Genomic DNA, 24,207 nt, shown 5'->3' on the forward strand with positions numbered 1-24,207 from the left:
CTACATACCTCAGCGTGACTATTGGTTCACCGAAAAGCCGCTTGAGGAGGGCGACCAGCCGGGCGGGTGAAACCGACCAGGTCGGCTCTCCGGTAAGTGTCGATCTTGACGACGTCGTGCTGGTTGGGTGCGTGGATCATCTGGCCCTCCGCGATGACGAGCCCTACATGCCCTGGACCGTTCGCCGTCATCCGGAAGAAGACGAGGTCGCCAGGCTGTTCGCCTCCGGCGGGGATCGGTGGCCCGTGCCGCCATTGGTCGGCGGCTACGCGTGGGATGTTGATGCCTGCCGCCTGGTACGCGCGCATGGTCAGTCCGGAGCAGTCGAAAGAGCCGGGCCCTTCGGCTCCCCAGACATATGGTTTGCCGAGCTGGGCGTGCGCGTAGGCGATGGCGGCTGCTGCCTGCTCACCCGGGATCGGCATCACGCAGGCCCCCGTGAACGCGTCCACGGTGCGCTGGGCCAGCGGTTCCCACACGGCGTAGGCGTTCGGCCTGGCCGATCGTTGCACGGCCTGTGCGGCTTGAGTGAGTGGGAGTCGTTCCCAGCGGGGGATCGCGGCAAGCCGGTTGTAGAACTGACGGGAGGCGTAGGCGGGATCGAGAATCTGCCCCGAGGTTCCCCAGCCTTGGGAGGGGCGCTGCTGGAACAGCCCGAGGCTGTCGAGGTGGCCGTAAGGAAGGTTGCGGAGCTGGGATTCCTGTAGAGCGGTTGCTATGGCGATCACGGTGGCGCGAGCGGGGAGGCCGAGATCCATGCCGGTCTGGATGATGAGCGCGGCGTTGCCGCTCTGCTCGTGATCCAGGCCCTCGGCCGGGCCGCTGTCCGTGGTTCTGCTCGGTGCCGTGGTCAGGCAGCCAGAGCCCGCCGGACTCCCCGGCCCGGTGAAGACGGTGACAACTGCTGCGATGACGACGACGAGGAAGAGCAGGAGGAGAGCGGCGCCGGCCGCGGCGTACTTCACCTCATCTCTGCTTCGTTCCGTGGGGCGATGAGGTGCGGCCAGGCCTTGACGAGTTCGGCCAGACGAAGCCTGGGCTGCTCCGCACCGAGCGGCAGCCAGACAGCTCCGGCAGGGCCGTCGCCCAGGCTGGTATGGACGGCGGTGGCGACCGGTAGGTCACTGCTGGAGATCAGTTGGCGCAAGTTGGATTCGCGAGCGTGGCTGGGCAGCCAGAGCAACAGCGGTGTAGTGATGCCGGTGGCGTCAGTGAGGTTGGCGTAGTCGGTGAGCTTGGCGGCGACCTTGGAGCGGGTCTCGCTGCCGGTGTCGTGTTCGAGGAAGAAGTCGATCTCCCGGCCGTTCTCGGCCCATCGGCCGTAGGCGTCGGGCTTGGCCAGGTCTCCCCAGAGCTTGGCGCAGCGTCGCTCGGACCACCACTCCTTCACCTGGGCTCCGGTAGCTCGGCGGGCGTGGTGGTGGAGCTGCGCGAAGAAGTCGTTGACGCCGAGCTGGTGGCCGAGCTTGCTGGACATGGAGATGGCCAGGGTGGTGTCGGGGTGGTAGCCGAGCTCCTTGACGGTGATGTCCTGGCGAAGGGCCAGGACGGCGGCTCCGGCACGGCCCAGCACCCAATGACTGGGAGTGGAACCGCCGTGCGGGGTCCAGGGCCGGAACCGGGCGACGGCGTTGAGGCCCAACAGAACGCCCATACGGCGGCGGGTGGGCTGCGGCAGGGTGAAAAAGATTTTCTCGATCTGGTGTGTGGTCAGAACGCGGTGCTCGTGCAGGTGGCTGAGGATGTCGTAGTCACGTGGTGTGAAGCGGGCGACGATCTCGGCGACCTGGTTGGCGTTGAGACGAGGTTGGCCCAAGGTGATGCGGTTCGCGGACATGAGCGATCTCCTCCGTTAGTTCGCAGGTGGCGTGGCTCGCGGATCAGGGGCGGCGCTCGTGCGCTGCCTTCGAGTGATCCCGGTTCTCGGGAGGGTCGGAGCAGGGCTGAAACGCTCACGAGAGGCGTCGCGGATGGCCTGTTCGCGACCTTGGACAATCGGTGGCAGAGGGCGGGTGCGCAAGGTGAAGGCGTGGGTTTGCTGACCGTCGACGACGAGCCGCGCGGCGGCTTGGTAGGCGCCGAGGTGGGTGAGGTCGTAAGGCGTGATCAGCGGCGCGGTGTGGTGCTTGAGGTCATTCGCGTCTTTGGGCGAGGCCGCGAAGTAGATCTTGTTGCGGGCGTCAGCCGAGAGGGCTTCGCGCAGGTCGGCGGGGAGCTGATCGAGGTGCTGATGAGCGAGGACCAGCGAGAGGCGGTAGCCGCGTGCCTCGGCCAGCACGTCGTTGATGTGGCCGGGCAGGTTGAGGAAGTTGTGGCATTCGTCGATCACCAGGGAGGCGTCCGGCCGCTTGGCCTCGGCGACGTTGGCTCGACGGGTGGCGGCCTGCCAGGTGTGCGCGAGCAGGATCGAGCCGAACAACCTGGCCGCGTCGTCCCCCAGGATCCCCTTGGGGAGACGGGCGAGGACCAGGCCACCCTCGCCGAGAAGCTGCTCTATCGGGACCGTGGTCACAGGGTTGGCGAGGGCGTGCCGGATGAACGGGCGGAGCAGGACAGCGCGCAGCTTGTTCATGACGGGACCGATGGCCGTGGCCTGGCCTGCGGGAGTGAGGGCTTGGTACGACTCCCAGAAGCCGGCCAGCAGCTCATCGTCGAGCCGGGCGGTGATGCGGGCGCGGAAGGCCGAGTCGGTCAGAAGCCGGGGGACTTCGGCGAGGGTGGCCCGCGCCCCGAGCACCCTGGTGAGGGTCAGGCAGGTGGAGCGGAGAAGGTCATCCACCCGCGGTCCCCAGGCGGAGGAGAAGCAGCGGTGGAAGATGGTGACGATCGAGTCGACCGCGAACGCCGGATCATGCCCGGCGAGCACATTGATCGCAGGGGGACGACCTCGGTCCTGCGGATCGAACACCACGGTCTTGCCGATCACCCGTTCGGGCAGACGGGCGAGGATGTCGGTGATGAGATCACCTTTGGGGTCGATGACCAGGGCGCCTCGGCCGGCGTGAGCGTCGGCGAGCACCAGGTTGGCCAGGAGGGTGGATTTGCCGACGCCGGTGCCGCCGAGGATGTGGGTGTGATGGCGGGCGTCGGCGACCGGTAGCGCGACGGGCCGCGTGTGGCCGCTGTCGCTGTCCCCCAATGTCCGGGCCGGTCCATGCGCCTGATCGCGTGGGACGGCCGGTGACGGGGCTACAGGGCGCGCCCCGGCGCGGGTGATGCCGGGGGCATCGATGTCCCAGGGCAGGTGGGCGAGCGAGGCCAACTCGGCGACCGACAGGAGATACCCGGTGTCCAGACGGCGCGAGCCGGTCACTTTCGCCACGCGGATCAGGCGTGCTCGGCGCAGGTACTGGTGACCTGAGGTGAACAAGGCGAAGACGCCGGCCAGGGTATGCGCCTGGCCTCGGAGCCGCGCGCGTACGGAGTCGTTGTCCTGGCTGCTCGCGACGGCGTAGCGAATGGCGACCTGATAGCGCGGTTGGTTCGCCTTGGCGAGGATGGCGCGGACTTGCTCGGCGCGTTCGGGGAAGGCACGAGCGAGATCACCGAACCGGTGGCGCCCCGATGTGGGCGCGAGCTCGTCGAAGAGCTGACCGACCGGGCTGCTGGTCTTCGCACCGCGCAGGGCCGCCGCCGCACGGTGTGCCCGGCGCAGGCGCTTGCCGGTGGTGGGCCGCGCCAGGATCTGTACGAGAGCTTGTTCTCCGTCGCGAAGCTCGCTCATGGCGGTCAGCAGGGATCGGACCGGATCATTGGAGTGGTCGGTCCTGAGGGGGTAGTGCTCGGCCTGTCCGAGCATGAGCCGTCCGCCTGCCAGCTGCGCAGCAGGAGACAGCGGGCAGGATGCGAGCTCGCTGGTGGTCGTCGCGCCAGGCCAGGCCGCTCGGATGGCCTTCTCCACCATGCCGGGCGGGATGGTGCCGGGAACCCAGAGCCGGATCCGCACGCCGGAGTCGTCGCCGAGGTACTCCCACACGAGGTGCGGTTGGCCGGCGAAGAAGCGTTTCCAGACGGGCCGGAGCAGCCCGATGAGCTGGCTCCAGAGCACGACTGCTCCCGCCGGCTCGCTCACCGGTGGAGAGGAGATCTCGATCAAGCGGGCACCCGGCTCCAGTTCCGCATGGCGAATCCAGCCGAGCAGGCGGCGTACCAGCGCCACCGCCGAGAAAAGCACGAGCAGGGAGATGGCGATGCGTGGCCCGTAGCCGATCAACAGGTCAGGCAACCGGGTGGGCAAGTTTCGGAAGAACGCGAGAAATGCCTCTATGTCGCGTTCTTCGACGTCACAGATCAGGCACGGAGAGGGAGTTGTCACAGCGGGTCCCCGTCGGCATCGTCGTAGGCGGTCTCGGAGTCGAGTGGCTCGGGTGGTGGCGCTTGCGCGTCACGCAGCTCCAACCGCGCCAGCTCGGCGGGATCGCTGGTGATCAGCTCGGCCTCGGCGGGTGAGGCCACGACGGTCAAGGCGACTCGGCTGGCGGGCCCAGCCACCAAAAGGGCTTCACCACGTTCGGCGGTGAGTAGGAATTGCCGTTCACCGTCGGTGAGGTCGAAGGCGTCGCCGACCGCGCCGATCGCCTGGGGTGCCTGGCGGAGCAGGATCTGGCTGGCGGCGTTGGCCACGATGGCTTGGCCGAGCTCTGTCCCCAGTAGGTCGGCGGCGTCCTGGGTGATGACGGTGAGCCCCGCCCAGTGTTTCCGGGCGGCCTTGGCCATCCGGAACAGAAAGCGGGCGCCCTCGGGCTCGCGCATGAGCAGCCAGGCTTCGTCGACCACGACCAGGCGCTTCTTACGGTCTCGGGGATTGGCCACCCGCCGCCAGATGGCGTCCAGGGCGAGCAGCGTGCCGACCGTTTTCATCTCGTCGGGCAGGTCCCGGAGGGAGAAGACGATCAGATGGCCCGTTGGCGTGGTCGTGGTCGGCCCGTCGAACATCTCCCGGTACGAGCCGGTCACGTACGGCGCGAACTGCGCTGCCAGCGATTCGGCACGCTTGGTGCCCTTCAAGGTGGCGACGAGGTCGCCCAGCAGGGGCGCGGGACGGCCCCAGGTGGCAGGGTCTCGGGTGATCCCGGCTGCGGCGTACGTGGCGATGATCGCCACGTCCAGCGCTGCTCGATCCTGAGATGTGAGTGGGCCGCCGAGCATGGTCGCCGCGAGGGTCTGCAGGAAGAGCGCTCGTCGGGCCAGGACGTCGTCCTGAGGCCCGTGGCTGGCGGGCAGATCGAGCGGGTTCCACCGGACTCCGGCCGCACCGAGCCGCAGGTGGGTGCCACCGACGGCGTGGGCGAGAGGCGCGTACTCGTCTTCAGGGTCGACGATGGCGACCTCGACGCCCTGATACAGCAGCCGCAGGGTCTCCAATTTGGTGAAGAAGCTCTTGCCAGCGCCGGAGCGGGCCAGGACGACGGAGTTGTGGTTGTCCTGGGCGTACCGGTCCCATAGGACAACGCCGGAGCTGGTGGCGCTCAAGCCGTACAGCACTGCCGTGTCACCGACCGATGCGGTCAGGTCAGGAGAGGCGAAGGGGAAGGCAGCCGCCAGCGCGGTGGTGTCGAAACTCCGCCTCGTCCGCAGAGCGTCGTGGGCCAGCGGCAGGCTGGTCATCCAGCCTTGCAGCGCTCGGAACGTGGTCGGCTGAGCATCCAGGAGCAGAGAAGCGGCCAGCGCCTGGACACGTTCGACCTCCGCGGCGAGCTCTGGCTCCTCGTGAGCGTGAACCGTGAGGTAGAGGCCGGCCTTGAACAGGCGGCCGTGGCCTCGGGCCAGGCTGTCGGCCAGGTCGGTGGCATCGTCGGCGGCGGCCTCGGCGGCGAAGTCTTGCAGGCGTCCATGCTGGGCGTCGGAGCGGCTGGCCGATTCCAGGCGGGCGAGCTGGCGGCGTAGCCGCGTCGCAGCGACAGCTTGCGGGATCGGCTCGATGTGCAAGGAGACGTCCAGCCGACCGGGATAGGTGAGCAATGGTTCCAGCCAGCCCGCGCCGACTTCGCGGGGATAGCCGACGACCGCGAAGGAGGCGGCGACTCCGTTCGGGAGGGTGAGGGTGCGTCGGCCGACCTCCAGCGCCGATGGTGTGGCAAGAGCGTTCGGAGCTGATGCGTGGTTGCGGCGGCGTAGTCTCATGGACTCTCCTGGCTGGTGGTGATGAGGTCGTCAGGCAGAGCCAGACCGGCGGGGTGCCAGCCGCCTGGGTCCAGGCACTCGGTGAGCACCTGGTGCGCCTCGCGCGCGTCGAGGAGGCGGGTGGTGATGCCGAGCGCGGCCAGCGTCCGTTCGGTGTCGGCGGCTCGGCGCAGGACAACGGCTGCGCTGGCGTCTCGCCGTACCGACCGACGACCGCTCGCTGTTGAGTGGTCGCGTAGAACGACGAGGACCTGGCGAGTCAGCAGGTCACGGGAGGCGTTCAACTCGTCCAGGAAGGCGATGTGCTGGCTGGCGGCATTGGAGAGTGCCGGGTGCGGCAGCGATCGAGTTCGTTGATCGAGAGCGTCGATCACAGCAGCGAGATCGACAGGGCAGGCACGTACAAGGATCTGCACGGGCGCTTCCAAGGAGTTGAGCCACCGGCCGAACGCGCCGACCAACGCGGCCTGCTCGCCGGCCGTACGGAGGTGGAAGGACAGGGTGGAGGTCTCCACCAGTACGGCGACGCCTCCGTCGGCCAGCTCAAGCGCCCCGTCGGTCCGGATCGTACGCACCGGCAGCCGTAGCGGTGTCGGTAGTTTGCCCCGCAGGCGGCACCAGCGCGGCGGCCCGCTGACCCCTTCCGTCGCGGCCACCATGCGCTTGGGCGAGTGGCTGAACAACACGGCGGCGAGAGCGAACCGGTCCAAGCTCAGCCCATCGCGATGGCCGAGAGCAAGAGCCAGACCGAGCGCGACCAGCGGCAGCAGGAACGCCGCGAGGATCACGATGGGCAGGACCTGGTGGAACAGGTAGTAGACGCCTGCTGCCGTGGCTCCCGTCATCGTGACAATGAGGACCTGCCGGAAGGTCAGCCCGTAGGCGATCTTGTCCGGGCGATCGATGTCGACAGGAATCCTGGCGCTCAGGGGCTCGGACTCGTTCACCTGTTCCGCCTCCTTGGAACGCGCCGCGGTGGCGGGTCCAGACGTAGCCGGAGCTGGCCGGGGCGGGGCCGTCGTCTGGGCATGCCGGGGAGCATGTCCTGCACGTAGGGAGGCCGGGGACGGATCCATGGCGCGTTGGCCAGGGGAGGAGCCGGTGCGGAAGCGGGCGGCCGGGGAACGCGCGTGACCGGGAACGGCAACGCCAACTGACGCCCACGCTGAGGCGAGGCCGGAGCCGACGCTCTCGCCTGGGGTGGAATGCCGAGTGGCAGCGCCAGCTGCTGCGGTGCATGATTCCCGCCTGGTGCGGATCGGGCGGAAGGCGACGGGTTCACGGGCTGCGCTCCTGTCGGTGGCCGCCGGTTGGAGTGCGGGCGGCGTCGTGTCGTTCGGGCCACGGAGCTACCGCCCCTGGAAGGTCGCCGACGATTCACGGCGGTCTTGGGTTTCCGCGCGGCGGCACCCCTACCAGCCGTGCCGAGCGCCTTGGCCGCGCCCAGCGTCTTGTAGAGGATCACTGTCTTGAGCAGGCGTTTGAGGAGCTGGGGTTGGGCTTGACGCCAGATGGTCCGCGCGACCCAGCTCGGTATTTTGATCAGTACGTACAGCAGGCCGATCAGCATCACGGTGTCGATGGCCCGGCTGACCGTGGGCTGCACCACCGCCAGAGCTTCGTCCCCCGTCTGGGTAGGCAGGAAGGCGTCGGTCCAGAACACCTTGAAGGCGAGGACCAGTGCGAGGGCTTGCAACACCTGCATGGCGAGGAGGCCGGTGATGGCGCGCCACCACAGCTTGGCCATGCCTTCGGTCTGCGGTAGCGCGTGGCACAGCAGCGCGAGCGGAGCGACGATGATGAGGAACAGCAGCAGCGTCATGCGCAAGATGGCGACGAACACCAAGATCGTGGCCATCACCACGGCGACCGCGACCATCAGCACCAGGTAGAGCACTGTGCCCTCGGGATCGCTGATGAGGTTGCCGACCTTGCCGGCGAGGAAGTCGCCGACGCGCTTGCCGTCGACGCCCCCTTCCAGAAGAGCGGCGACCAGAGCATTGCTGAGCTGGACAGCGTGCTCGCAGACGACGAGCGAGAGGTTGAGCATGATGGTCGCCACGACCAGGCGCGGCACGATCTCGCGCGTGGTCGTGGAGGTCTGCACGCTGCCGTACGCCATCACTATGACGCCGCCTGCCAAGACGAACAGCAGCAGTAGGGCGTTGGCCACCAGCCGGACATGATTGGACAGATCATGAACCCGGGCGAACATGGATGGCGGCGGGGCCCAGAGCAGAGTGCGGCCGATCATGACGAAGGCCGGACTGACCGCCTCCGTTACGAACTTGGTGAACAAGCCGTTCACCGCCTCGTTGATCTTGCAGCCGATGTCCACCCAACTGCATTCGTCCGCGCCTGCGGGCTGGGCGGGCGGGATCCAGATGTGCGGCGACGGAGTGGGTGACGCGGTTGGCTGTGAGCTGGGGATCGGGCTTGGCGTTGCCGAAGCCGAGGCAGCGAGTAGGGCAATGACGGCGCTGGTCAAGATGACGGCCGCGAGCACACCGCGAAACCACCGGGCGAGCTGTCCAGGTGGACATGAAAGGTGATGGCAGCCCATCGTCAAGCTCCGACGATGCCTTTGAGGATGGTCACCAGCAGTGGGGCGAGAACGGCGATCCCGTAGCCGAGGGCGGCGTAGCGCAGGGTCTTCTTGGCGGCTTCGACCTCGCCGGGGTCCCCGCCGGCCAGGATGTAGCGGACTCCGCCGACGGTGAGGAAGAGGGTGGCCAGGGCGACCAAGAGGCCGACGATGACGTTGCGCAGGTTGTCGATCACCGCGTTGAGCGACGTGGGCCCCTGCGCCGGTTTAGCCAAGACGCTCGCGGCGGTGCCGGCGTGCGCGAGGGCGAGTTCGAGCAGGGTGCCCAGGACGATGCCGCCGAGGATGACGGCGGCGATGAGCAGAACGCTGAACGTACAGCCTGGTGTGGTGGTGCGGCGTGGGCGGGATGTCATGGTTCTTGCCTCCCTTGGAACTGCTGTTCGGTATTGGCCCTGGTGCCGAAGGTGAAGGCGGCGCGGAAGGCGCCGAGCCCGGCGTGGGGCCGGGTGGGCGTCCTCCTTCGCGAGAGCGGGGCGGTGGCGTCCGGTGGTGACAGGGACCGGTGGCCGGGTGCGGCCTTGAGGCTGGGCCGGTGCCGTCCGCGCTGCCTTCACCTGGACAAAGACCAGGTCGAAGAGCCGAGTTAGGACATCGGTGCCAGCGGATTTTGCTCACCTTTGACTGGCGAGCCACCGCTGAAGCCGCTACCGAGGGCTTGGCAGGTCGCCGTTGAGAATGGCCTGGTAGAGGGCGGTTTCGGCGCGTTGGCGGCGCTTGAGGGTGGTGCAGTAGAGCAGCCCACGGCGTCGGCAGTAGGTGCTGAGGGGAATGTTCTCAAGCCGGGTCAACCCGATCAGCTCCGCCTCCTCGGCGGTGATGAGTTCCTGGCGTACGGCTTGAGCGAGGAGCAGGTCGGGATGGCCGGATGGGTGGTCAAGCTCCCGCTTTCCCGGATTCTCGGGATCGGTGAGGAGGAGGGGCGGCTCAGGCGTATAGGCGCGGATGACGGCGAGCTGGGTCAGCCGTGATAGCCGCAGCACGGGGTGGGACCAGGTGAGCTTCACCCGGCACAGTGCGTGCATGTAGGCGGCCAGCACCTCGGCCTCCAGATCCTCACGATCGGCTCGCTGGTCACCGGTCTTGTCGGCCAGGGCCCTGGTGAGCCGACGCAGCATGGGGAGGGCCAACGCGACGGCGGCGACCATCCACGATCCTCGGTGGGTGCGGGCCTGGTCGATGAGGTGGCGCCAGACGTGGTCGCGGGTGGTTCGTGAGCAGGACGGGTGCAGCAGGATCGCTCGCAGCTCATGCAAGGGGATCGGCCGGGCGGGTAGGCCGTGCCCGAGTTCGGCGCCGTCCACTGACAGAGGTTGCGGACCGCGCATCAGCAGGTCGAAGGCGTGTTCGGCCACGTCGAGCGGCAGTGATGACTTGCCGCATCGGCTGCGATATCTCGCGCAGGCGGGAAGATCATTAGCGGCCTGCTCAGGGAGGTCGACGGCTGAGCCCTCGGCGCTGTGCTTGGTGACAGCGGGCGAAGTGGAGCCGGTGGAGATGCGGGCCGGTACGTGGAACATGGCAGCTCCCGAAGTCGGATCGGTTCGGACGCTGCTCATCCCGCCAGAGAGCCCGGACGCGAACCGGGCACGATTCGGACAGACGTCGGGCAGGGGAAGAATCACGCAAAGATCAGGTCATGCGCCGGAATCGGTGCTGACCTAGGAAAACGCTGATGTGGCTTCATCCGGCCTCGAACTGGCGTGTTCCGGTGCTTGGAGCACCGCGCGCGAGAACTGCTTTGACCTGCGCATATGGAGCTGGCGAAGTTCACCGGTCAAGGTTGCGTCAACAAGGCGTCGGGCGATCGTCGGAGTCTTGAGGGGCAGATGGCTGGTGATGCTGGCTGGTACGGCGCAGGCGGGCACTGTGCTGCGCGCCGGTGATGACGGCTGAGACGGCCTCGGCGGCTCTGCGTCCTGCCAGAAGCCGTACCTCCTCCGGCGGGTCGCGGTCATCGAGGATGAGCAGCACCCGTCGTCAGCCACATGGGTACGCACACGCCAGCCCAGCTCATGGCCGGCCGCGCGGGCTGCTCGCCGTACCTCCGCCACCTCGCCCAGTTCGGCCACGGCGTCGCGGCTGAGGATCAGCTGGCCGTAATAGCCGCGGTACTCGGGTTTCAGGCCGGCGCCCATCGTCTCGTGGAGGTGATCGACGAGCTTGCGGAAGCGGCGTTCGGCCAATTCGTCCTTTGCGGCTGCCATCCCATCACCCCTCATTGGGCCTGCTCTTCGTGTCATTGGGCCTGCCCTTCGTGAGCTCACCTTCAGCGTAGGCCGCTGAGCCCGACTGGCTGAGCGAACGCATGCCCTGGGTGCCGTCATCGTCGGCTGACTGTCCGAGTTTTGTACGGGAACGCTGTGACCTGGAGAAACGCTCCGTGGAGTTGGCTCGATCCTCCTGCGAAACGATCGCCACACACTACGTCGGCGGGCGCACGGAGTTGTACCTCGTCCTGGACCGGGCGCTGTAGGTGTCAGGGCGGCGCATGCCTGGAACGGCGGCTATCGGCTGGCTCTTATGGAGAACATCAGCGGGACGCGCGGCTGCCCTTCCGGCACCTGGTAGCGCCCGTTGCGGGCTTGCAGGTTTTCGAAGCGTTTGAAGAGCGTGTGGTCGTGCTCGTGCAGGAAGTCGATGCGCAGCCCGGCGGCGGCCAGTGCGGAGATCACTTCGCCCAGGGTGTGCTGGAACTGGACGGAGGTGGTGTTCGCGAGTGTCTCCGAGCCGGTGTAGGTGTAGGGCTCGTCGTAGACGTGTGGTTCGCCGTCGAAGTAGTCGGCGGTGACGGTCGATCCGGTGGCTTCGTCCAGCATGTCGGTGACAGGGTGGAACTCCGCCAGGTACAGGAATCCACCCGGCTTCAGCAGGGTGGCCACCACCTCGGCCCAGCGCCACAGGTCGGGCAGCCAGACGAGTGCGCCGATGCCGGTGTAGACGATGTCGTAGGTGTCTCCCAGAGCGGTGGGCGCGTCGTAGACGTCCGCGGCGACGAAGCGCGCCTCCAGATCGCACTCCCGCGCCAGCGCGGTGGCGGTCTCGATGGCCTTGTCCGACAGATCGAGGCCGCTGACCCGCGCGCCCCGCCTGGCCCAGGCGAGAGTGTCGAGCCCGAAGTGGCATTGCAGGTGAACCAGTGACTTGCCGGTGACGTCACCGACCTCGTCGATCTCGAAGTCCCGCAGCGGGTCCCCACCCGCTTTGAAACCGGCAACGTCGTAGAAATCGCTGGCCACATGGATGGCCACGCGGCCGTTCCAGTTGGCGCGATTGACGGTCAGATAGTCGATCCCGCTCATGCCCGTCGAGCTTAGAGCCGCACCAGATCATGGCCAACGGGATATTCAGCGCCATGGCCGAACTCCGCGCCACCGCCGGCGCGTGCCCCTCGTTCGGGGGTGCGAGCAGGTATTACGGTTCCTTTGCGTGACGGGCCGTCCCAACTCATGTCTGCTGGCAGGTATTTGGAAGAGGTGACAGGGATCAGGTGGCCTGGGTGATCGGGCCACATCACCGTGACGCCACACCCGATCAGTTCCACCCGTTCCTTCCACTTCACCGGCTCCGACCATCAGGCCGCCCGTGAACAGGCTCAGCGGCATCTGCCGTTGAGCGTCTGGCTGGCCGCAGCCGACACCGAGACGATCCCCGCCTGCTGCGTTCCGGTGAGTGGGCCGCTGGCTCGCCAGCTCGTGTCGGCATGCACCCGGCTCGGCGACACCGTCATCCACATCAGCGCCACCGACCACCAGGTCATCTCAGCGGCGTTGTCGATGGGCTGCCGCGCGACGGTCACCTTCTCCGACTCGGTCCAGGCCGGGGTCGTCTGGACGCGGCTGACCCGTTCCCATCCCGAGCACGATCTACAGGTCGCCGACCTGCGTGTCACTCGCCCCGAACGAGTCGGCTTGGTGCTGACCGACTTGGCGGGGGCGGCCGCGCTGGTCGTCATCGAGCAGACATGTACCGCCGACCAGCCTGCCACGGCGAGGTCGTTCGACGTCGAGCCGGCGGGGACGCTGGTGAAGCCGGGCGGCTATCTCGCGGTGATCACCGGCCTGTGCCATGCCAAGAACGGAGTCGTCGACCCGGCGCCGGGGATCATCGCGCGGGCGCGGCAGGTAGGTCTGGTCTATCTGCAGCACATCATCGCCTTGCGGCTTCCCGCCCGAGGTGAGCGGATCGACCCCGTCATCTCGCCCTGCGGGGTGACGGTGGCGCAGGAACTGCGCGGGTGGGTCGGGCCATCGGGCCGCGCGAGGGTGCACTCCGATCTGCTGCTGTTCGCCAAACCTGCCTCGTCGGCGCCAGCGGAGAGCAGGGATCAGCAGGCCCGATTTGCAGCGGCGCAGGGCGACCCGAGCACGACGGTACGGGGCGAGGAGGAGCGCTGATGGTCGAGGTGACGGCGTCGGTGTGGGCTACCGGGCAGCGGCAGTCGCGGGCGCAGCGGCAGGGCCGGTATGTGCCGGAGTCGATGCGGCATCCAGGCAAGATGCTGCCGTCGATCGCCGCGAAGACGATCTCCACTTACACCCAGCCGGGCGAGCTGGTGGTGGATCCGATGTGCGGGATCGGTACCACGCTGGTGGAAGCCGTCCACCTGGGGCGGCACGCGGCAGGGGTGGAGTACGAGGAGGGCTGGGCTCGGCTCGCGGTCGCCAACCTCGCTCTGGCCAAGCGGCAGGGCGCGTCGGGGTTCGGCCGTGTGGTCGCGGGGGACGCGCGTAACGTCGCCGCGCTGCTTCCGGACCTGTGCGGGCGGGTGGCGCTGGTGCTGACTTCGCCGCCGTACGGGGCTGCCACGCACGGCCATATCCGATCCAGCCGTGATACCGGCGTGCCCGGGGTGCACAAGTGGAATCACCACTACTCCCGCGATCGGGCGAACCTCGCCCATCAGAGCCTGCCCAAGCTGTTGGAGGGGTTCGGCCGCATCTTGGCCGGTTGCGTTGAACTGCTGGGGCCCGGCGGGGTGGTGGCGATCACCGTCCGTCCGTACCGGGTGCGGGGCGAACTCGTTGATCTGCCGGGCCATGTCCAGATCGTGGCCCGGCAGGCGGGGCTGGTGCTGGCTGATCGGATCGTGTGCCTGCTGTGCGGGCTCGGCGAGGGCAAGCTGCTCAACCGGGCGTCGTTCTTCCAACTACACGAAGCACGTAAGGGCTGGGCGCGCGGGCTGCCGATTCACGCGGTAGCGCACGAGGATCTGCTGATCTTCGGCAAGCTGCCGGCCCCACCACCCACAGACCGCTCACCGGACAGAAGGTGCCGACAACCGGAGTGACGTTATCCGGGCAGGCAACGGCGCGGACGCCGGGCGGAGCGGTGACCAGCGGATTTTGCTTGACGCGGGCGGTAAAGGTGGGCGTCGATACCGCCGCCACCCGATCGGCCCCACGCCCGGCACGCCCATGGGGGCCGCTGTGACCGCCCGTCCATGAACGGCGGCTATCAGCGGCACCCGGGGGACGCCGGGCAGCCGAACGGGGGCGTAGCGCCCGCCACCCGCCCACACCCGATCCGGCCCCAACCCCGGCCTACGCCCGATGCAACGCCGGGACCCAACCCTGCTTCTGCGACACGGAGGTGATCAATGACCAGTCAGACACCACTCACCCTGGCAGCGGTGCAGGACCCGTCACAGGCCGAGACCCACGGCGCCCGAGCCGTCGACACTCCTCCCGTGAGTGTCGACGTCCCGATTGGGCTCGCCCCGGAGGTGATCGGCCTGATCGAGGCGGGCCGTCTGCTCGGCATGGGCCGTACCAAGGCATATCGACTGGCCCAGGCAGGCCAGTTCCCGTGCCGGGTGTTGCGGATCGGCGGCCGGTACGCGGTACCGGTACGCGGGCTGCGGGCGCTGCTCGACCACGACGGCGAGAGCCGTCCCCACACCAAAGAAGGGTGAACGCGGTGGCGAACGGAACCACCTACAAGACCTGCGCCTGCAAGGACCCGGCGACGGGCAAGAAGCTCGGCAAGTCGTGTCCGAAGCTGCGACGTGGTGCGGGCGGCAGCGAGCGCTGGAGCAGCACGCACGGCACCTGGGCGTACCAGCTGGAGCTGCCCGCCCACGCTGACGGCCGCCGCCGCACCCCGTTGCGGCGCAGGGGCTTCACCTGCCTGGAGGACGCCGAGACCGAACTCGACCACGCCCGCGGCCTGCTCGCCCTCGATGACGACCCGGCCGTGCGCAGGCAGATCACCACGTTGATGCTGTCGGTCCTCAAGGACACCAAGAAGCTGCCGGATGCCGAAGAAGTGCGGCGCAAGGTCCGTACGCATCAAGACCTGAACCGGCACGTCACCGTCGGTGAATGGCTGGAGGAGTTCCTGGGCCGTAAGCGCCGGATCGAGCCGACCACCCGGCGCACGTACGAATCACACATCCGCCTCTACCTCGCGCCGTATCTCGGCACGATCAGACTGGACCGGCTCCGGGTCTCCGACATCGCGGGCATGTTCGACGCGATCGAGGAGTTCAACGACGTCATCCGCACCGAACGGGCCAGCGACGACCCGCAGCGGCAGGCGACGGTCCGCTACCGGCGACCGGTCGGCCCGTCAACCGTGCACCGGATCCGCGCCACACTCCGCCATGCCCTGAACATCGCGATCAAGCAGGATCGGCTGCTGGACTTCAACCCTGCCGCCGCCGTCGAGCTCCCGCCTGCGGTGAGGTGTAAGCCGCTGGTGTGGACCGAGACGCGGGTGGCTCAGTGGCGTCTCGACCATGAGGCGCGCATGGCCGGGGTCCGGCGGGCGCGAGGTGGCAAGCGGGTTGATCCGATCGCTGTCTACATCAGTACGTCGCGGCCGTCGCCGGTCATGGTGTGGACGGCTCCGCAGACGTCGGCGTTCCTCGTCTACGCTCGCCGGGATCGGCTGTTCGCCCTGTATCGGCTGATCACCTTGCGCGGTCTGCGCCGTGGAGAGGCGGTCGGGCTGCGCTGGAGCGACATCGACTTCCACGCGGGAACGATCGGGGTGCACTGGCAGATCACCCAACTCGGCTGGCAGCCGGTGCAGGGCAAGCCGAAGACCGAGGCCAGCGACCGCACGATCGCCGTCGACGCCGAGACCATGACCGTCCTCAAAGAGCACCAGCAGCGCCAGCGCAAGGAACGGCTGGCCATGGGCGAGGACTGGGTCGACAGCGGCTTCGTCTTCACCGACACCCTCGGCAGGCCGCTGCACCCGCAGCATGCCACCGACGCCTTCTACTGGCTGGCCTACCAGGCAGGGCTACCACCGGTCAGGCTGCACGACCTGCGCCACGGCGCGGCCACGATCATGCTGGCCGCCGGAGTGGATCTCAAAATCGTGCAGGAGACCCTCGGGCATGTCTCCTCCACCTTTACGCGCGACACCTACACCAGCGTGTATCCCGAGGTCGCGGCAGCCGCCGCCGAATCCACCGCCGCTCTGCTCGCCGCCCAACCAGAGCCGCCCCGGCCGAGCCGTTCACGCCGACCAGAAAGCCGTCAGCGGGCATCGTCAGGTGACGGAGGCGGCACCGTGATCACCCTGCCTATTGGTTAGCTCACGTCCCGCACCTCAGCGGTGAGGGAGGCAGAGCCTGCCGGAAACCAATGGCGGGCACTGCCTCCCTCCTCTCCTTCTCCCGGTGAAGGAGAGATGGCCCTGCGCGTCGGTGGGGGGGCATCGATCGGCAGGGCCTGGATCCGGCGGCAGTTCTTGGAAGGGAAGGACTGCTGCCGGACGTGTGATGGGGTGGGCGGCACGCTCAAGGTCGCGTCGGAAGCCGCGATCTGGCGGAGTCGGCCCTTGATGGCCCGGTGTGGGGTGCTGGATCTCGGGAGAGGATCCGCTTGCCGGGGTCAGGATGTGCCGGATGCGGTGAGTCCGTCGACGGAGTGATCCGTTCGGCACAAGACCCAGAACCACCGACCGCTGATTGGGGTTACGCGACGCTCGGGCGGGCTGTGGCCAGTACGTGGCGGATACGAGCGGCTGCCGTAGCGGGCTGGGAGACCTCGACGATCGGTTCGGCCCATGACCACCAAAACAGCCATTGGCCGTCCTTCGGCGCTGCGGCGATGACCTCGAACAGGGTGGCGGCTTCAGGGTTGATCACGCGAAGGCACGGTAGCCGTTCGCCCTGGGTGAGCAGACGTGCGTGCAGGCCGAGGTTTTGCAGCAGTTCCTGCAGGTCGGCGAGGTGGGTGGCGGCTTGGGCGGCTATTGCGGGGATGATGGGGTCGGGCATGGCTGACTCCGGGAGTGGCTGGGATAGGTGGCGGGGAAGGGGGTCGGCCCGCGGAAGAGCTCTTCGAGTTGCGCCGGGGTAGGGCTGAGGTCGAGGTGGCACCAGACGACACGGTGCCCACTTGCGGGCAGCCGGTAGCTTCCCCACCGCCCGCGCGACAGGTTGTCCACGATCGCCAGTCCCCGCCCCTGCTCCGCGTACAGGTTCGACGCCTGCATCGGAATGCATGAGGGCGCCGAGCAGGCCGATCCTGGATCGGTCACCGCCAGTCGGAGGAAGTCCGGTCCCTGGGACAACGTGAGCTCGATCCGGTCGAGGTCGCCGCTCGGGCCGAGGCCGGCGGCATGCTTGACGGAGTTGGTGACCAGCTCGGATGCCACCAAGATCAAGGTCTCTCGGGCGGGGTGCGCGGGTCCCGTCCAGGCGGTGACCGCCTCCCGTGCCAGATACGGTGCCCGATCATCGCGCGCCAGTTGGATAACACCGAGTTTCTGATGTCCGGTCGCTACAGGGATTTGGATCACCGTATTCGCCTCGCTACTTCTCGATCGCTGGCCGCGTCCTTTATGCGAATAATGCGAGCACCGTTGCGCACGCCCGTCTGTCTTTTCGTGCAGACCGATGCTGCGCCGAGCTGGCCTGAAGTGACCATCCCAGAAATCCCCTGCCCATAGGGGGTAAGGCAAAGCACTTCCCACGCACGAACCAGGTGTGCTACTACACATGGCGCGTGCATTTGTTGTGCGCCATCGGGAAGGAGGCGCTCTGCCTTGAACAACACCGAGCCGGAACCCGCTCTGAAAACGCCGAGAGCAGAATTCGGCGTTTATCTCCGCGAATACCGCATCGCGGCAGGGAGGCGACAGAAAGAAATCGCCGCGATGCTCGGCTGGTCGGTATCGAAGATCAGCATGGTCGAACGGGGACAGCGCGCGGCCGATGAAGACTTCGCTCGCGCCGCCGACACCGCGCTGGGGGCGGAGGGGGGTCTGCTGGCGCGCTGGCGCGAGACGGTCGAACACTCCTCGCGCTGGCCGGTCTGGCTGGCCCGGCTGGCGGAGATCGAGCAGGAGGCGGCCACGCTCCGCCTGTGGCAGCCGCTGATCGTGCCTGGCATGCTGCAAACCCCGGAGTACGCGCGAGCCATCTTCCGCGGCAAGCCCGCCACTACTCCTGAAGAGGTCGAACAGAATGTCGCGGCGCGCATGGAGCGCCAGCGTGTTCTTCAGCGCGACAACGGGCCGACGGTATGGGTAATACTGGACGAAGTGGTTCTGAATCGGCCCATCGGTAGCGAGGCGGTGATGGCTGAACAAATGGCGCACCTGGCCACATTGGACGAGCATCCTCGCATCAACGTTCGCGTACTCCCACACAACTCCTGGCTGACCACCGGCCTGCAAGGAGCTTTCGTCCTCGCCGACGGACCAGGGATGCCGGACATGGCTTACCTTGAGTCGATCACACTCAGCCAGATCACCGCCGACAGCGGGCGAGTCCGCGAGATCAAGTCAAGGTACGAGATGTTGCACAACGAGGCCCTGCCCCGACGGGCTTCACTCCAATTGATCGGGAAGATGGCAGAGCAATGGACGACGTGACCGAAGAACTGCTGCAGAGCGCCGCATGGCGCAAGGCGACCCGCTCCGGCGAGGCCGGCGACTGCATCGAAGTAGCCCCTCTGGGCGACGGCCAAGTGGGCCTACGCGACTCCGACCATCCTGAGAAAGCCCCCTATATCTTCTCACCATCAGTCTGGGCGGCGTTCATCGATGGCGCCAAAAAGGGCGAATTCGACTTCTGAACCAGGCGTTCTCAACCAGGCAGTGCATCACCAATGGGCGTTATCGCGCCCGGTTTCCGGGGCGGCCGCTTCGCGAGCGGCCTCCAGTGGCAGACCGAGGTGTTTCGCCGAGGTGCTGGCGCAGGCCGCGTTGCCGCGCGGCCAGTAGGGTCCGCTCATGTACCCGGTATCGATCACCTCCCCGCGGCTCGGTCTGCGGGAGTTCGATGACAGCGACGTGGACGCCGTACTGGCCATCTATGGCGACCAGGCGGTGGCCGAGCACATGAGCTTCGAGCCCCGCACGCGCGATCAGGTGGCGGCCACCATCGAGCACGTGATGGCCGCAGCCCAGGCGCCGGAGCGGGTGGAGTACTCCCTAGCCGGGGTGCTGCCAGGTGGGGAGTTGGTGGCGTTCTTGCGCCTGGCGGTGGATGTCGGGCATCCGCTGCAGTCCAGCGGGCAGATCGGCTTCGCCTTCCACCCTGACCGATGGGGACATGGTCTCGGTGGCGAGGGGATCCAGCTGCGGCTGGGGTTCGAGCACCTCGGCCTGTATCGGATCTGGGGTGCCCGCGCTCCGGGTAATGACCGGTCCGCTCGCGTCATGGCCCAACAGGGCATGGTTGAGGAAGGCACGATCCGAGGACATCTCAAACTGGCCGGCGGCTGGCGAGATTCGGTCGTACACTCCATCCTCGCGCCCGAATGGGACCCTGGGCAGGGCTGACCCTGCCCAACGACCTCAGAGAGCCACCGAACCTGCCGATGCGGTCAGCGCTTTTTGATCCAGATCGGCTGGTTGCAGCCGCCGCTGGCGAAGCCGGTGCGGCACATTTTGAAGGCGTCGATGCGGCCGAGCCAGACGCGGTCCGTTTCGCATCCGGGTTTGGCGCCGTTGGAGTCGGTCGCGGTGTGCGTGAGGAGCATGGAGGTGGCGTACTCGACCTTGACTCCCACATGATCGCTTCTCAGGTCGCAGACTTCGATGTGGCGGCGGTCGGCGGAGACGGTGACGGAGCCCCACCGTTGGTGGTCCTCCCACCCGTCGGCCGTCTGCGCGTGCGCCGAGGGGATGAGGAGCAGGCCGAGGGCGGCGGCGCCGGCCAGGGTGATCCGACTGAGCATGGACTGGTTTCCCGTTCCGGGTAGGAGATTGGAACGGAGCCACTGTGGATGGTCTGCCCAGGGGAAGTCTTGTAAGCGAAGGCCTCGCGGACGTGGCTTGATCAACACTTGACGGGCGTTCAGGACGTGTCATTCCACGCAGAGCACTCGACCGTAGCTCTTGGTAATGATTCAATCCCTTAATGTGACTACCGGAGTGGTTGGCTCTACGTTGCAGCCTGCGCCGTGAAGGTTCTGGGTGGGTGTCCAGGCGGGCCTTGCCAGGTCGGCACGCAGGGGTTGTGCCGACCTTGTTGGCGTAGGGGTTCCCGATGAGCTGTGCCTGGGTGATCTATGTGCGGGCTCTGCTATGGGAGCGTCTCGACCGGGCGCGTGCCGTACCTGCTCGAGGCTCCTCGGCCGTGGAGTGGGTGATCATCACCGCGATCATCGCCGGAGTCGCCCTCGGCCTGGTCACCTTGATCAAGGCCCTAGTGGCGCAGCGCATGAGCGCCATCCAGGGCGACTGGTGAGGCCAGGGGTCGGAGTCCCCGCATGTCAGGCGGGGATCGACGCGCGGGGGTCACAGCTTGCGGGCGCAGGCGACCGGTAGATAGCCGCTTTTCGGGGTTCCGGTGCTGACGAGGTACCAGTCGTAATGCTCTGCGCCGCACTTGAAGTAAGGCTCCCCGCGTCCGACGGCGATGGTGCAACTCTGCAGGATGTCACCCTTCTTGACGCCGGTGACGATGGGAGCGTCGGCTCTGGCTTCGTCACGGACTGCTGCACTTTTGGCGGTGACCTCGATTGATATGTCACAGTTCGCTGCTGCGGGAAGCTCGTGTTGCCGGCTGTGGGCGGATGCGGGCAAGGCAAGGGCGACGGCTAGGACGACGGGGGTCTGCACGACAACCAGGAAGCGACGCACTGACGATCCTCTCTCTCGGAAAGTAATCGTCTTATCACTAAGAGTGCTCTTCGGGAGTGATGTGCGTCGATAGGTGAGTCTCGCTGGTGAAGAACTTGTGCACGAACGCGGACGGCTTGATCAGTTCATGATGATCGACTCACTCAACTCGGGCGTGTCCGCCTTGACGGCCCGCCCCTCGGGATCTTCTCTTCGCCGTCCAAGTAGCCTGCCTTGACATCAGGCACCTAAATGATCTTCGATCGGTCGCGCACGTGCCCAGTCCGTGCCCAAGAGCAACCAGCGAGCAACCACACGAGATCATCTTCTCGATGAAACGCCCCCGAGAATCGAGAACTCGCAGGTCAAATAGGGTAAGAGATGGTAGGGCGCCCGGGGCTCGAACCCGGAACCTACGGATTAAAAGTCCGCAGCTCTGCCAATTGAGCTAACGCCCCTCGCAACAAGCAAGCGTACAGAGATTACCGCCCCGCCCGCGACGTCATTCCCATCCGCCCCATCACCGATAGGCGGCCAGCCCGGTCAGCGCCTCGCCCAGCACCAGCGTGTGGATCTCCTGTGTGCCCTCGTACGTCAGCACGGACTCCAGGTTGTTCATGTGCCTGATCACAGGGTACTCCAGCGTGATCCCGTTGCCGCCGAGGATCGACCGGGCCTGCCGGGCGATGTCGAGCGCTGCTCGCACGTTGGCCAGCTTCCCGAAGCTGATCTGCCGGGGCTCCAGCTCGCCGGCGTCCTTCAGGGCGCCCAGGTGCAGCGCGGTCAGCCCGGCCTGGGCCACGCCCACGTACATCCAGGCGAGCTTCTCCTGCGTGAGCTGGAACGCGCCGATCGGCTTGCCGAACTGCACGCGTGTCTGGGCGTACTCCACGGCGGCCTCCAGGCACGCCCGGGCGGCTCCCACCACTCCCCAGACGATCCCGAACCGCGCCTCCGACAGGCACGACAGCGGCCCCTTCAGCCCGCGGACCCCGGGAAGCGCGGCCGATTCGGGGAGCCGGACGTCGTCGAAGTACAGGGACGATGTCACCGATGCCCTAAGGGACATCTTCTTGTGGATCTCAGGGGCGGAGAAGCCGGAGCTGTCCGTGGGCACGACGAATCCGCGGATGCCGTCGTCGGTCTGCGCCCACACCACAGCCACGTCCGCGATCGACCCGTTGGTGATCCACATCTTGGAGCCGTTCAGCACCCAGTCGGATCCGTCGCGCTTGGCGTAGGTGCGCATGTTCGCGGGGTCGGACCCGTGGTCGGGCTCGGTCAGGCCGAAGCAGCCGATGGCCTCGCCGGCCGCCATCCTGGGCAGCCATTCCTCTTTCTGGGCGTCGGAGCCGTAACGCCAGATGGGGAACATCGCCAGCGAGCCCTGCACCGACACGAACGAGCGCAGCCCGGAGTCGCCGGCCTCCAGCTCGCGGCAGGCGACGCCGTACGAGATCGCGTCGGTGCCGGCGCAGCCGTAGCCCTCCAGGTGCATGCCGAGCAGGCCGAGGGAGCCGAGTTCGGGCGCGAGTTCGCGGGCGGGGAAGGTGCCGGCCTCGAACCAGTCGGGGACGTGCGGCAGGACGCGGTCGGCGACGAAGGACCTTACGGTGTCGCGGATCAGCTTCTGGTCACCGTTGAGCCGCTCGTCCAGGCGCAGCAGGTCGTCCATGACGGGTCCTCTCCTCGCTTAGGGGGCTACCAGGGTTCTACCAGGGGCAATCCTGATGTGCGAACGCCGGGGTGGCGGGCAGTCTTGAGCCATGAGCGAATACAACAACAAGCAACTGCGTCGGACTCGTAAGGGCAGGATCATCGCGGGCGTGTGCTCGGGTGTGGGGGAGTACGTCGGCATCGACGCGAACCTCGTCCGCATCGGGCTGGCGATCGCGACCCTGTTCGGCGGTCTCGGGATCGGCGTGTACGCCATCGGCTGGCTGCTGATGCCCGAGGAGGGCAAGGACACCTCCATCGTCCAGGACCTGATGAACAAGCAGCAGAGCGGCGGCAGTAGCAACCCCTGGGGCGGTGACGAGCACAAGCCGCAGCAGTGATCAGGTGGCGGCCTGAGGGCGCACGCGGGAGGGCTTGTCGCCGCGGGACTCGGTCCAGATCATGGCCAGCACGGCCGCGGCCGTGAGGCCGGTGATGCCGGCCAGCGCGACCACCGGCTCGGGACCGAGTTTTTCCGCGGCGTACCCGCCCACCAGGATGCCGATGCCCTGCACCGCCATGAGCCCTGACTGCACCAGGCCGAACGCCTGGCCACGCTGGTCGGCGGGCACCCGCTGGACGAACGCCGCGTTCGCGGCGAGCTGGTAGGCGCCGCCGACCCCCGACAGGACCCACGCCGCCAGCACCACGGCCAGCGGCGGCCGCATCGCCGTCACGATCAGCGGCGCGCAGCTCAGCATCGCCATCCAGCCCATGAGCCGCAGCCGCCCCGGCGGCGAGACGAACTTGCTGAACAGGAACGCCCCCAGCACCGTCCCCGTCGGCATCGCCGCCATCAGCAACCCTGTGATCACCGGAACGGGCAGCGTGCCGGTGTAGAGCTCGACGGCGTACGGCACCGCGATCCCCTCGGGCAGGATGTAGAAGCCGCACAGCCAGGCGAACAGCACCAGCGTGCGCAGCTTCCTGTCGCCGAACACGAGACGGGCTCCGGCCCCGGTCATCCTCCACATGGACGGCTTGCCGCCGTCCCGCTCCGCGGTGGGGCGCCGCCGTACGCCGGTGACGAGGATCAGCGCCGACCCCAGGAACGTGGCCGCGTTGATCGCCAGCGCGCGGTAGGGGCCCATGGTGGCGATCACGGCGCCGCCGGCGGCGAAGCCCAGCATCTGTACGGCCTGGTTCGTCATGTTCTGCAACGCCGAACCGACGACGTAACGGTCGCCCTCGAGCACCTCCGGCAGCAGCGCCGCCCGCGCGGCCGAGAACGGGGCGCTCAGCAGCACCACGAGGAAGACCAGCGCGCACAGCACGGGGAACGGGATGAACGGCAGCGCCATGACCCCGACCAGTGCCGCGCGGATCAGGTCGCACGCGACCATCACGCCCCTGCGCGCGAACCTGTCGGCGAGCCCCGCCAGCAGCGGCCCGCCCACGATCGACGGCAGGTAGGTGAGCGCGTAGACGGCGGCCGTGGCGAACGCGGAGCCTGTGCGGTCGTAGACGAGCACGGCCAGCGCCACCTGAGCGAGCTGATCGCCGAGCAGTGACAGGCCCTGGCCGTACCAGAGCGCCCTGAACTCCTTGATGGCGATGACCTCGCCGTATGTTGCTTGGCGCTCTCTGGCACGGCGATGCCGCCCCGGCAGCCGTCGCGTCCGCATGGCCCCCATTGGACTCCGCTGTGCCTGACTCAGAGTGTTGAGTATGTCACCTAAGGTGCCCGATCACTTCGCAAGGCGCAACCCAAAGCGGCGAGCCCGACGTAA

At 67.5% G+C, this 24,207-nt stretch carries 25 protein-coding genes and 1 tRNA gene; 9 read left to right on the plus strand and 17 right to left on the minus strand.

Annotated elements, in window-relative coordinates:
- Positions 1-26: 26 nt before the first annotated feature.
- The 10 genes from V5E28_RS40375 to V5E28_RS40420 form a co-directional block, all read right to left on the minus strand.
- Positions 27-965, minus strand: coding sequence for a C40 family peptidase (locus V5E28_RS40375; protein ID WP_336215069.1), 939 nt, complete (start codon positions 963-965; stop codon positions 27-29).
- Positions 962-1,837: a replication-relaxation family protein gene (locus V5E28_RS40380; RefSeq protein WP_336215071.1), complete on the minus strand. Its 876-nt coding sequence runs from the start codon at positions 1,835-1,837 to the stop codon at positions 962-964. Before V5E28_RS40380 ends, V5E28_RS40375 begins: the two co-directional genes overlap by 4 nt.
- A gap of 15 nt (positions 1,838-1,852) precedes the next feature.
- On the minus strand, positions 1,853-4,225 hold the full coding sequence (locus tag V5E28_RS40385) for a type IV secretory system conjugative DNA transfer family protein (protein ID WP_336215073.1): 2,373 nt from the start codon (positions 4,223-4,225) through the stop codon (positions 1,853-1,855).
- An 86-nt stretch (positions 4,226-4,311) separates the two neighbouring features.
- Positions 4,312-6,123 carry a VirB4 family type IV secretion system protein gene (locus V5E28_RS40390; RefSeq protein ID WP_336215074.1) on the minus strand — a complete coding sequence of 604 codons (1,812 nt, stop codon included), beginning with the start codon at positions 6,121-6,123 and terminating at the stop codon, positions 4,312-4,314.
- Positions 6,120-7,070: a PrgI family protein gene (locus tag V5E28_RS40395; protein ID WP_336215076.1), complete on the minus strand. Its 951-nt coding sequence runs from the start codon at positions 7,068-7,070 to the stop codon at positions 6,120-6,122. The genes V5E28_RS40390 and V5E28_RS40395 overlap by 4 nt, the downstream gene beginning before the upstream one ends.
- The gene (locus tag V5E28_RS40400; protein ID WP_336215077.1) at positions 7,067-8,629 is read right to left on the minus strand and encodes a hypothetical protein; all 1,563 of its coding nucleotides are present in this window, start codon (positions 8,627-8,629) and stop codon (positions 7,067-7,069) included. The genes V5E28_RS40395 and V5E28_RS40400 overlap by 4 nt, the downstream gene beginning before the upstream one ends.
- Positions 8,630-8,688: 59 nt before the next feature.
- Positions 8,689-9,084 (minus strand): pilin, encoded by a 396-nt coding sequence (locus tag V5E28_RS40405; RefSeq protein WP_336215079.1) that lies wholly within the window; start codon positions 9,082-9,084, stop codon positions 8,689-8,691.
- 291 nt (positions 9,085-9,375) lie between these two features.
- A complete protein-coding gene (locus V5E28_RS40410) occupies positions 9,376-10,248 on the minus strand; it encodes a hypothetical protein (protein WP_336215080.1) in 873 nt (290 codons plus the stop codon).
- A gap of 141 nt (positions 10,249-10,389) precedes the next feature.
- The gene (locus V5E28_RS40415; protein ID WP_336215082.1) at positions 10,390-10,935 is read right to left on the minus strand and encodes a hypothetical protein; all 546 of its coding nucleotides are present in this window, start codon (positions 10,933-10,935) and stop codon (positions 10,390-10,392) included.
- A gap of 300 nt (positions 10,936-11,235) precedes the next feature.
- Positions 11,236-12,030: a class I SAM-dependent methyltransferase gene (locus V5E28_RS40420; protein WP_336215083.1), complete on the minus strand. Its 795-nt coding sequence runs from the start codon at positions 12,028-12,030 to the stop codon at positions 11,236-11,238.
- Positions 12,031-12,339: 309 nt separating this feature from the next.
- On the opposite strand from V5E28_RS40420, the gene V5E28_RS40425 reads away from it, so the two are divergent.
- The 4 genes from V5E28_RS40425 (at position 12,340) to V5E28_RS40440 (ending at position 16,276) form a co-directional block, all read left to right on the plus strand.
- Positions 12,340-13,125 (plus strand): hypothetical protein, encoded by a 786-nt coding sequence (locus V5E28_RS40425; protein ID WP_336215084.1) that lies wholly within the window; start codon positions 12,340-12,342, stop codon positions 13,123-13,125.
- Positions 13,125-14,018 carry a TRM11 family SAM-dependent methyltransferase gene (locus tag V5E28_RS40430; RefSeq protein WP_336215085.1) on the plus strand — a complete coding sequence of 298 codons (894 nt, stop codon included), beginning with the start codon at positions 13,125-13,127 and terminating at the stop codon, positions 14,016-14,018. The genes V5E28_RS40425 and V5E28_RS40430 overlap by 1 nt, the downstream gene beginning before the upstream one ends.
- A 309-nt stretch (positions 14,019-14,327) precedes the next feature.
- Positions 14,328-14,642 (plus strand): helix-turn-helix transcriptional regulator, encoded by a 315-nt coding sequence (locus V5E28_RS40435; protein ID WP_336215086.1) that lies wholly within the window; start codon positions 14,328-14,330, stop codon positions 14,640-14,642.
- Positions 14,643-14,647: 5 nt separating this feature from the next.
- Positions 14,648-16,276 carry a tyrosine-type recombinase/integrase gene (locus V5E28_RS40440; protein WP_336215088.1) on the plus strand — a complete coding sequence of 543 codons (1,629 nt, stop codon included), beginning with the start codon at positions 14,648-14,650 and terminating at the stop codon, positions 16,274-16,276.
- A 382-nt stretch (positions 16,277-16,658) separates the two neighbouring features.
- On the opposite strand, the gene V5E28_RS40445 is transcribed toward V5E28_RS40440, so the two are convergent.
- Positions 16,659-16,964 (minus strand): hypothetical protein, encoded by a 306-nt coding sequence (locus V5E28_RS40445; protein WP_336215089.1) that lies wholly within the window; start codon positions 16,962-16,964, stop codon positions 16,659-16,661.
- The gene (locus V5E28_RS40450) at positions 16,937-17,689 is read right to left on the minus strand and encodes an ATP-binding protein (protein WP_336215090.1); all 753 of its coding nucleotides are present in this window, start codon (positions 17,687-17,689) and stop codon (positions 16,937-16,939) included. Before V5E28_RS40450 ends, V5E28_RS40445 begins: the two co-directional genes overlap by 28 nt.
- Positions 17,690-17,734: 45 nt before the next feature.
- Between V5E28_RS40450 and V5E28_RS40455 the strand changes: the two genes are divergently transcribed.
- From V5E28_RS40455 to V5E28_RS40465, 3 genes are all read left to right on the plus strand, one after another.
- Positions 17,735-18,565: a helix-turn-helix domain-containing protein gene (locus V5E28_RS40455; protein WP_336215092.1), complete on the plus strand. Its 831-nt coding sequence runs from the start codon at positions 17,735-17,737 to the stop codon at positions 18,563-18,565.
- Positions 18,553-18,768 (plus strand): DUF397 domain-containing protein, encoded by a 216-nt coding sequence (locus tag V5E28_RS40460; RefSeq protein ID WP_336215094.1) that lies wholly within the window; start codon positions 18,553-18,555, stop codon positions 18,766-18,768. Before V5E28_RS40455 ends, V5E28_RS40460 begins: the two co-directional genes overlap by 13 nt.
- 157 nt (positions 18,769-18,925) lie before the next feature.
- Positions 18,926-19,477, plus strand: coding sequence for a GNAT family N-acetyltransferase (locus V5E28_RS40465; protein ID WP_336215095.1), 552 nt, complete (start codon positions 18,926-18,928; stop codon positions 19,475-19,477).
- A gap of 44 nt (positions 19,478-19,521) precedes the next feature.
- Here the strand turns inward: V5E28_RS40465 and V5E28_RS40470 are convergent, their stop codons facing one another.
- The gene (locus V5E28_RS40470; RefSeq protein ID WP_336215096.1) at positions 19,522-19,875 is read right to left on the minus strand and encodes a hypothetical protein; all 354 of its coding nucleotides are present in this window, start codon (positions 19,873-19,875) and stop codon (positions 19,522-19,524) included.
- Positions 19,876-20,186: 311 nt separating this feature from the next.
- On the opposite strand from V5E28_RS40470, the gene V5E28_RS40475 reads away from it, so the two are divergent.
- The gene (locus tag V5E28_RS40475) at positions 20,187-20,387 is read left to right on the plus strand and encodes a hypothetical protein (protein ID WP_336215097.1); all 201 of its coding nucleotides are present in this window, start codon (positions 20,187-20,189) and stop codon (positions 20,385-20,387) included.
- 50 nt (positions 20,388-20,437) lie between these two features.
- On the opposite strand, the gene V5E28_RS40480 is transcribed toward V5E28_RS40475, so the two are convergent.
- The 3 genes from V5E28_RS40480 to V5E28_RS40490 all read right to left on the minus strand — a co-directional run bounded on the left by V5E28_RS40480 (position 20,438) and on the right by V5E28_RS40490 (position 22,436).
- Positions 20,438-20,782, minus strand: coding sequence for an SH3 domain-containing protein (locus V5E28_RS40480; protein WP_336215099.1), 345 nt, complete (start codon positions 20,780-20,782; stop codon positions 20,438-20,440).
- Between the two features lie 361 nt (positions 20,783-21,143).
- Positions 21,144-21,219 (minus strand) — tRNA-Lys (locus tag V5E28_RS40485).
- 62 nt (positions 21,220-21,281) lie between these two features.
- A complete protein-coding gene (locus tag V5E28_RS40490) occupies positions 21,282-22,436 on the minus strand; it encodes an acyl-CoA dehydrogenase family protein (RefSeq protein ID WP_336215100.1) in 1,155 nt (384 codons plus the stop codon).
- A gap of 91 nt (positions 22,437-22,527) precedes the next feature.
- Here V5E28_RS40490 and V5E28_RS40495 point away from each other — a divergent pair, with 91 nt between their 5' ends.
- Positions 22,528-22,818, plus strand: a complete 291-nt coding sequence (locus V5E28_RS40495; RefSeq protein WP_336215102.1) for a PspC domain-containing protein — start codon at positions 22,528-22,530, stop codon at positions 22,816-22,818.
- On the opposite strand, the gene V5E28_RS40500 is transcribed toward V5E28_RS40495, so the two are convergent.
- Positions 22,819-24,102: an MFS transporter gene (locus V5E28_RS40500; protein WP_336215104.1), complete on the minus strand. Its 1,284-nt coding sequence runs from the start codon at positions 24,100-24,102 to the stop codon at positions 22,819-22,821.
- Positions 24,103-24,207: the final 105 nt, after the last annotated feature.

It is taken from the genome of Nonomuraea sp. LPB2021202275-12-8, from assembly GCF_037044575.1.
Classification (GTDB): Bacteria; Actinomycetota; Actinomycetes; order Streptosporangiales; family Streptosporangiaceae; genus Nonomuraea.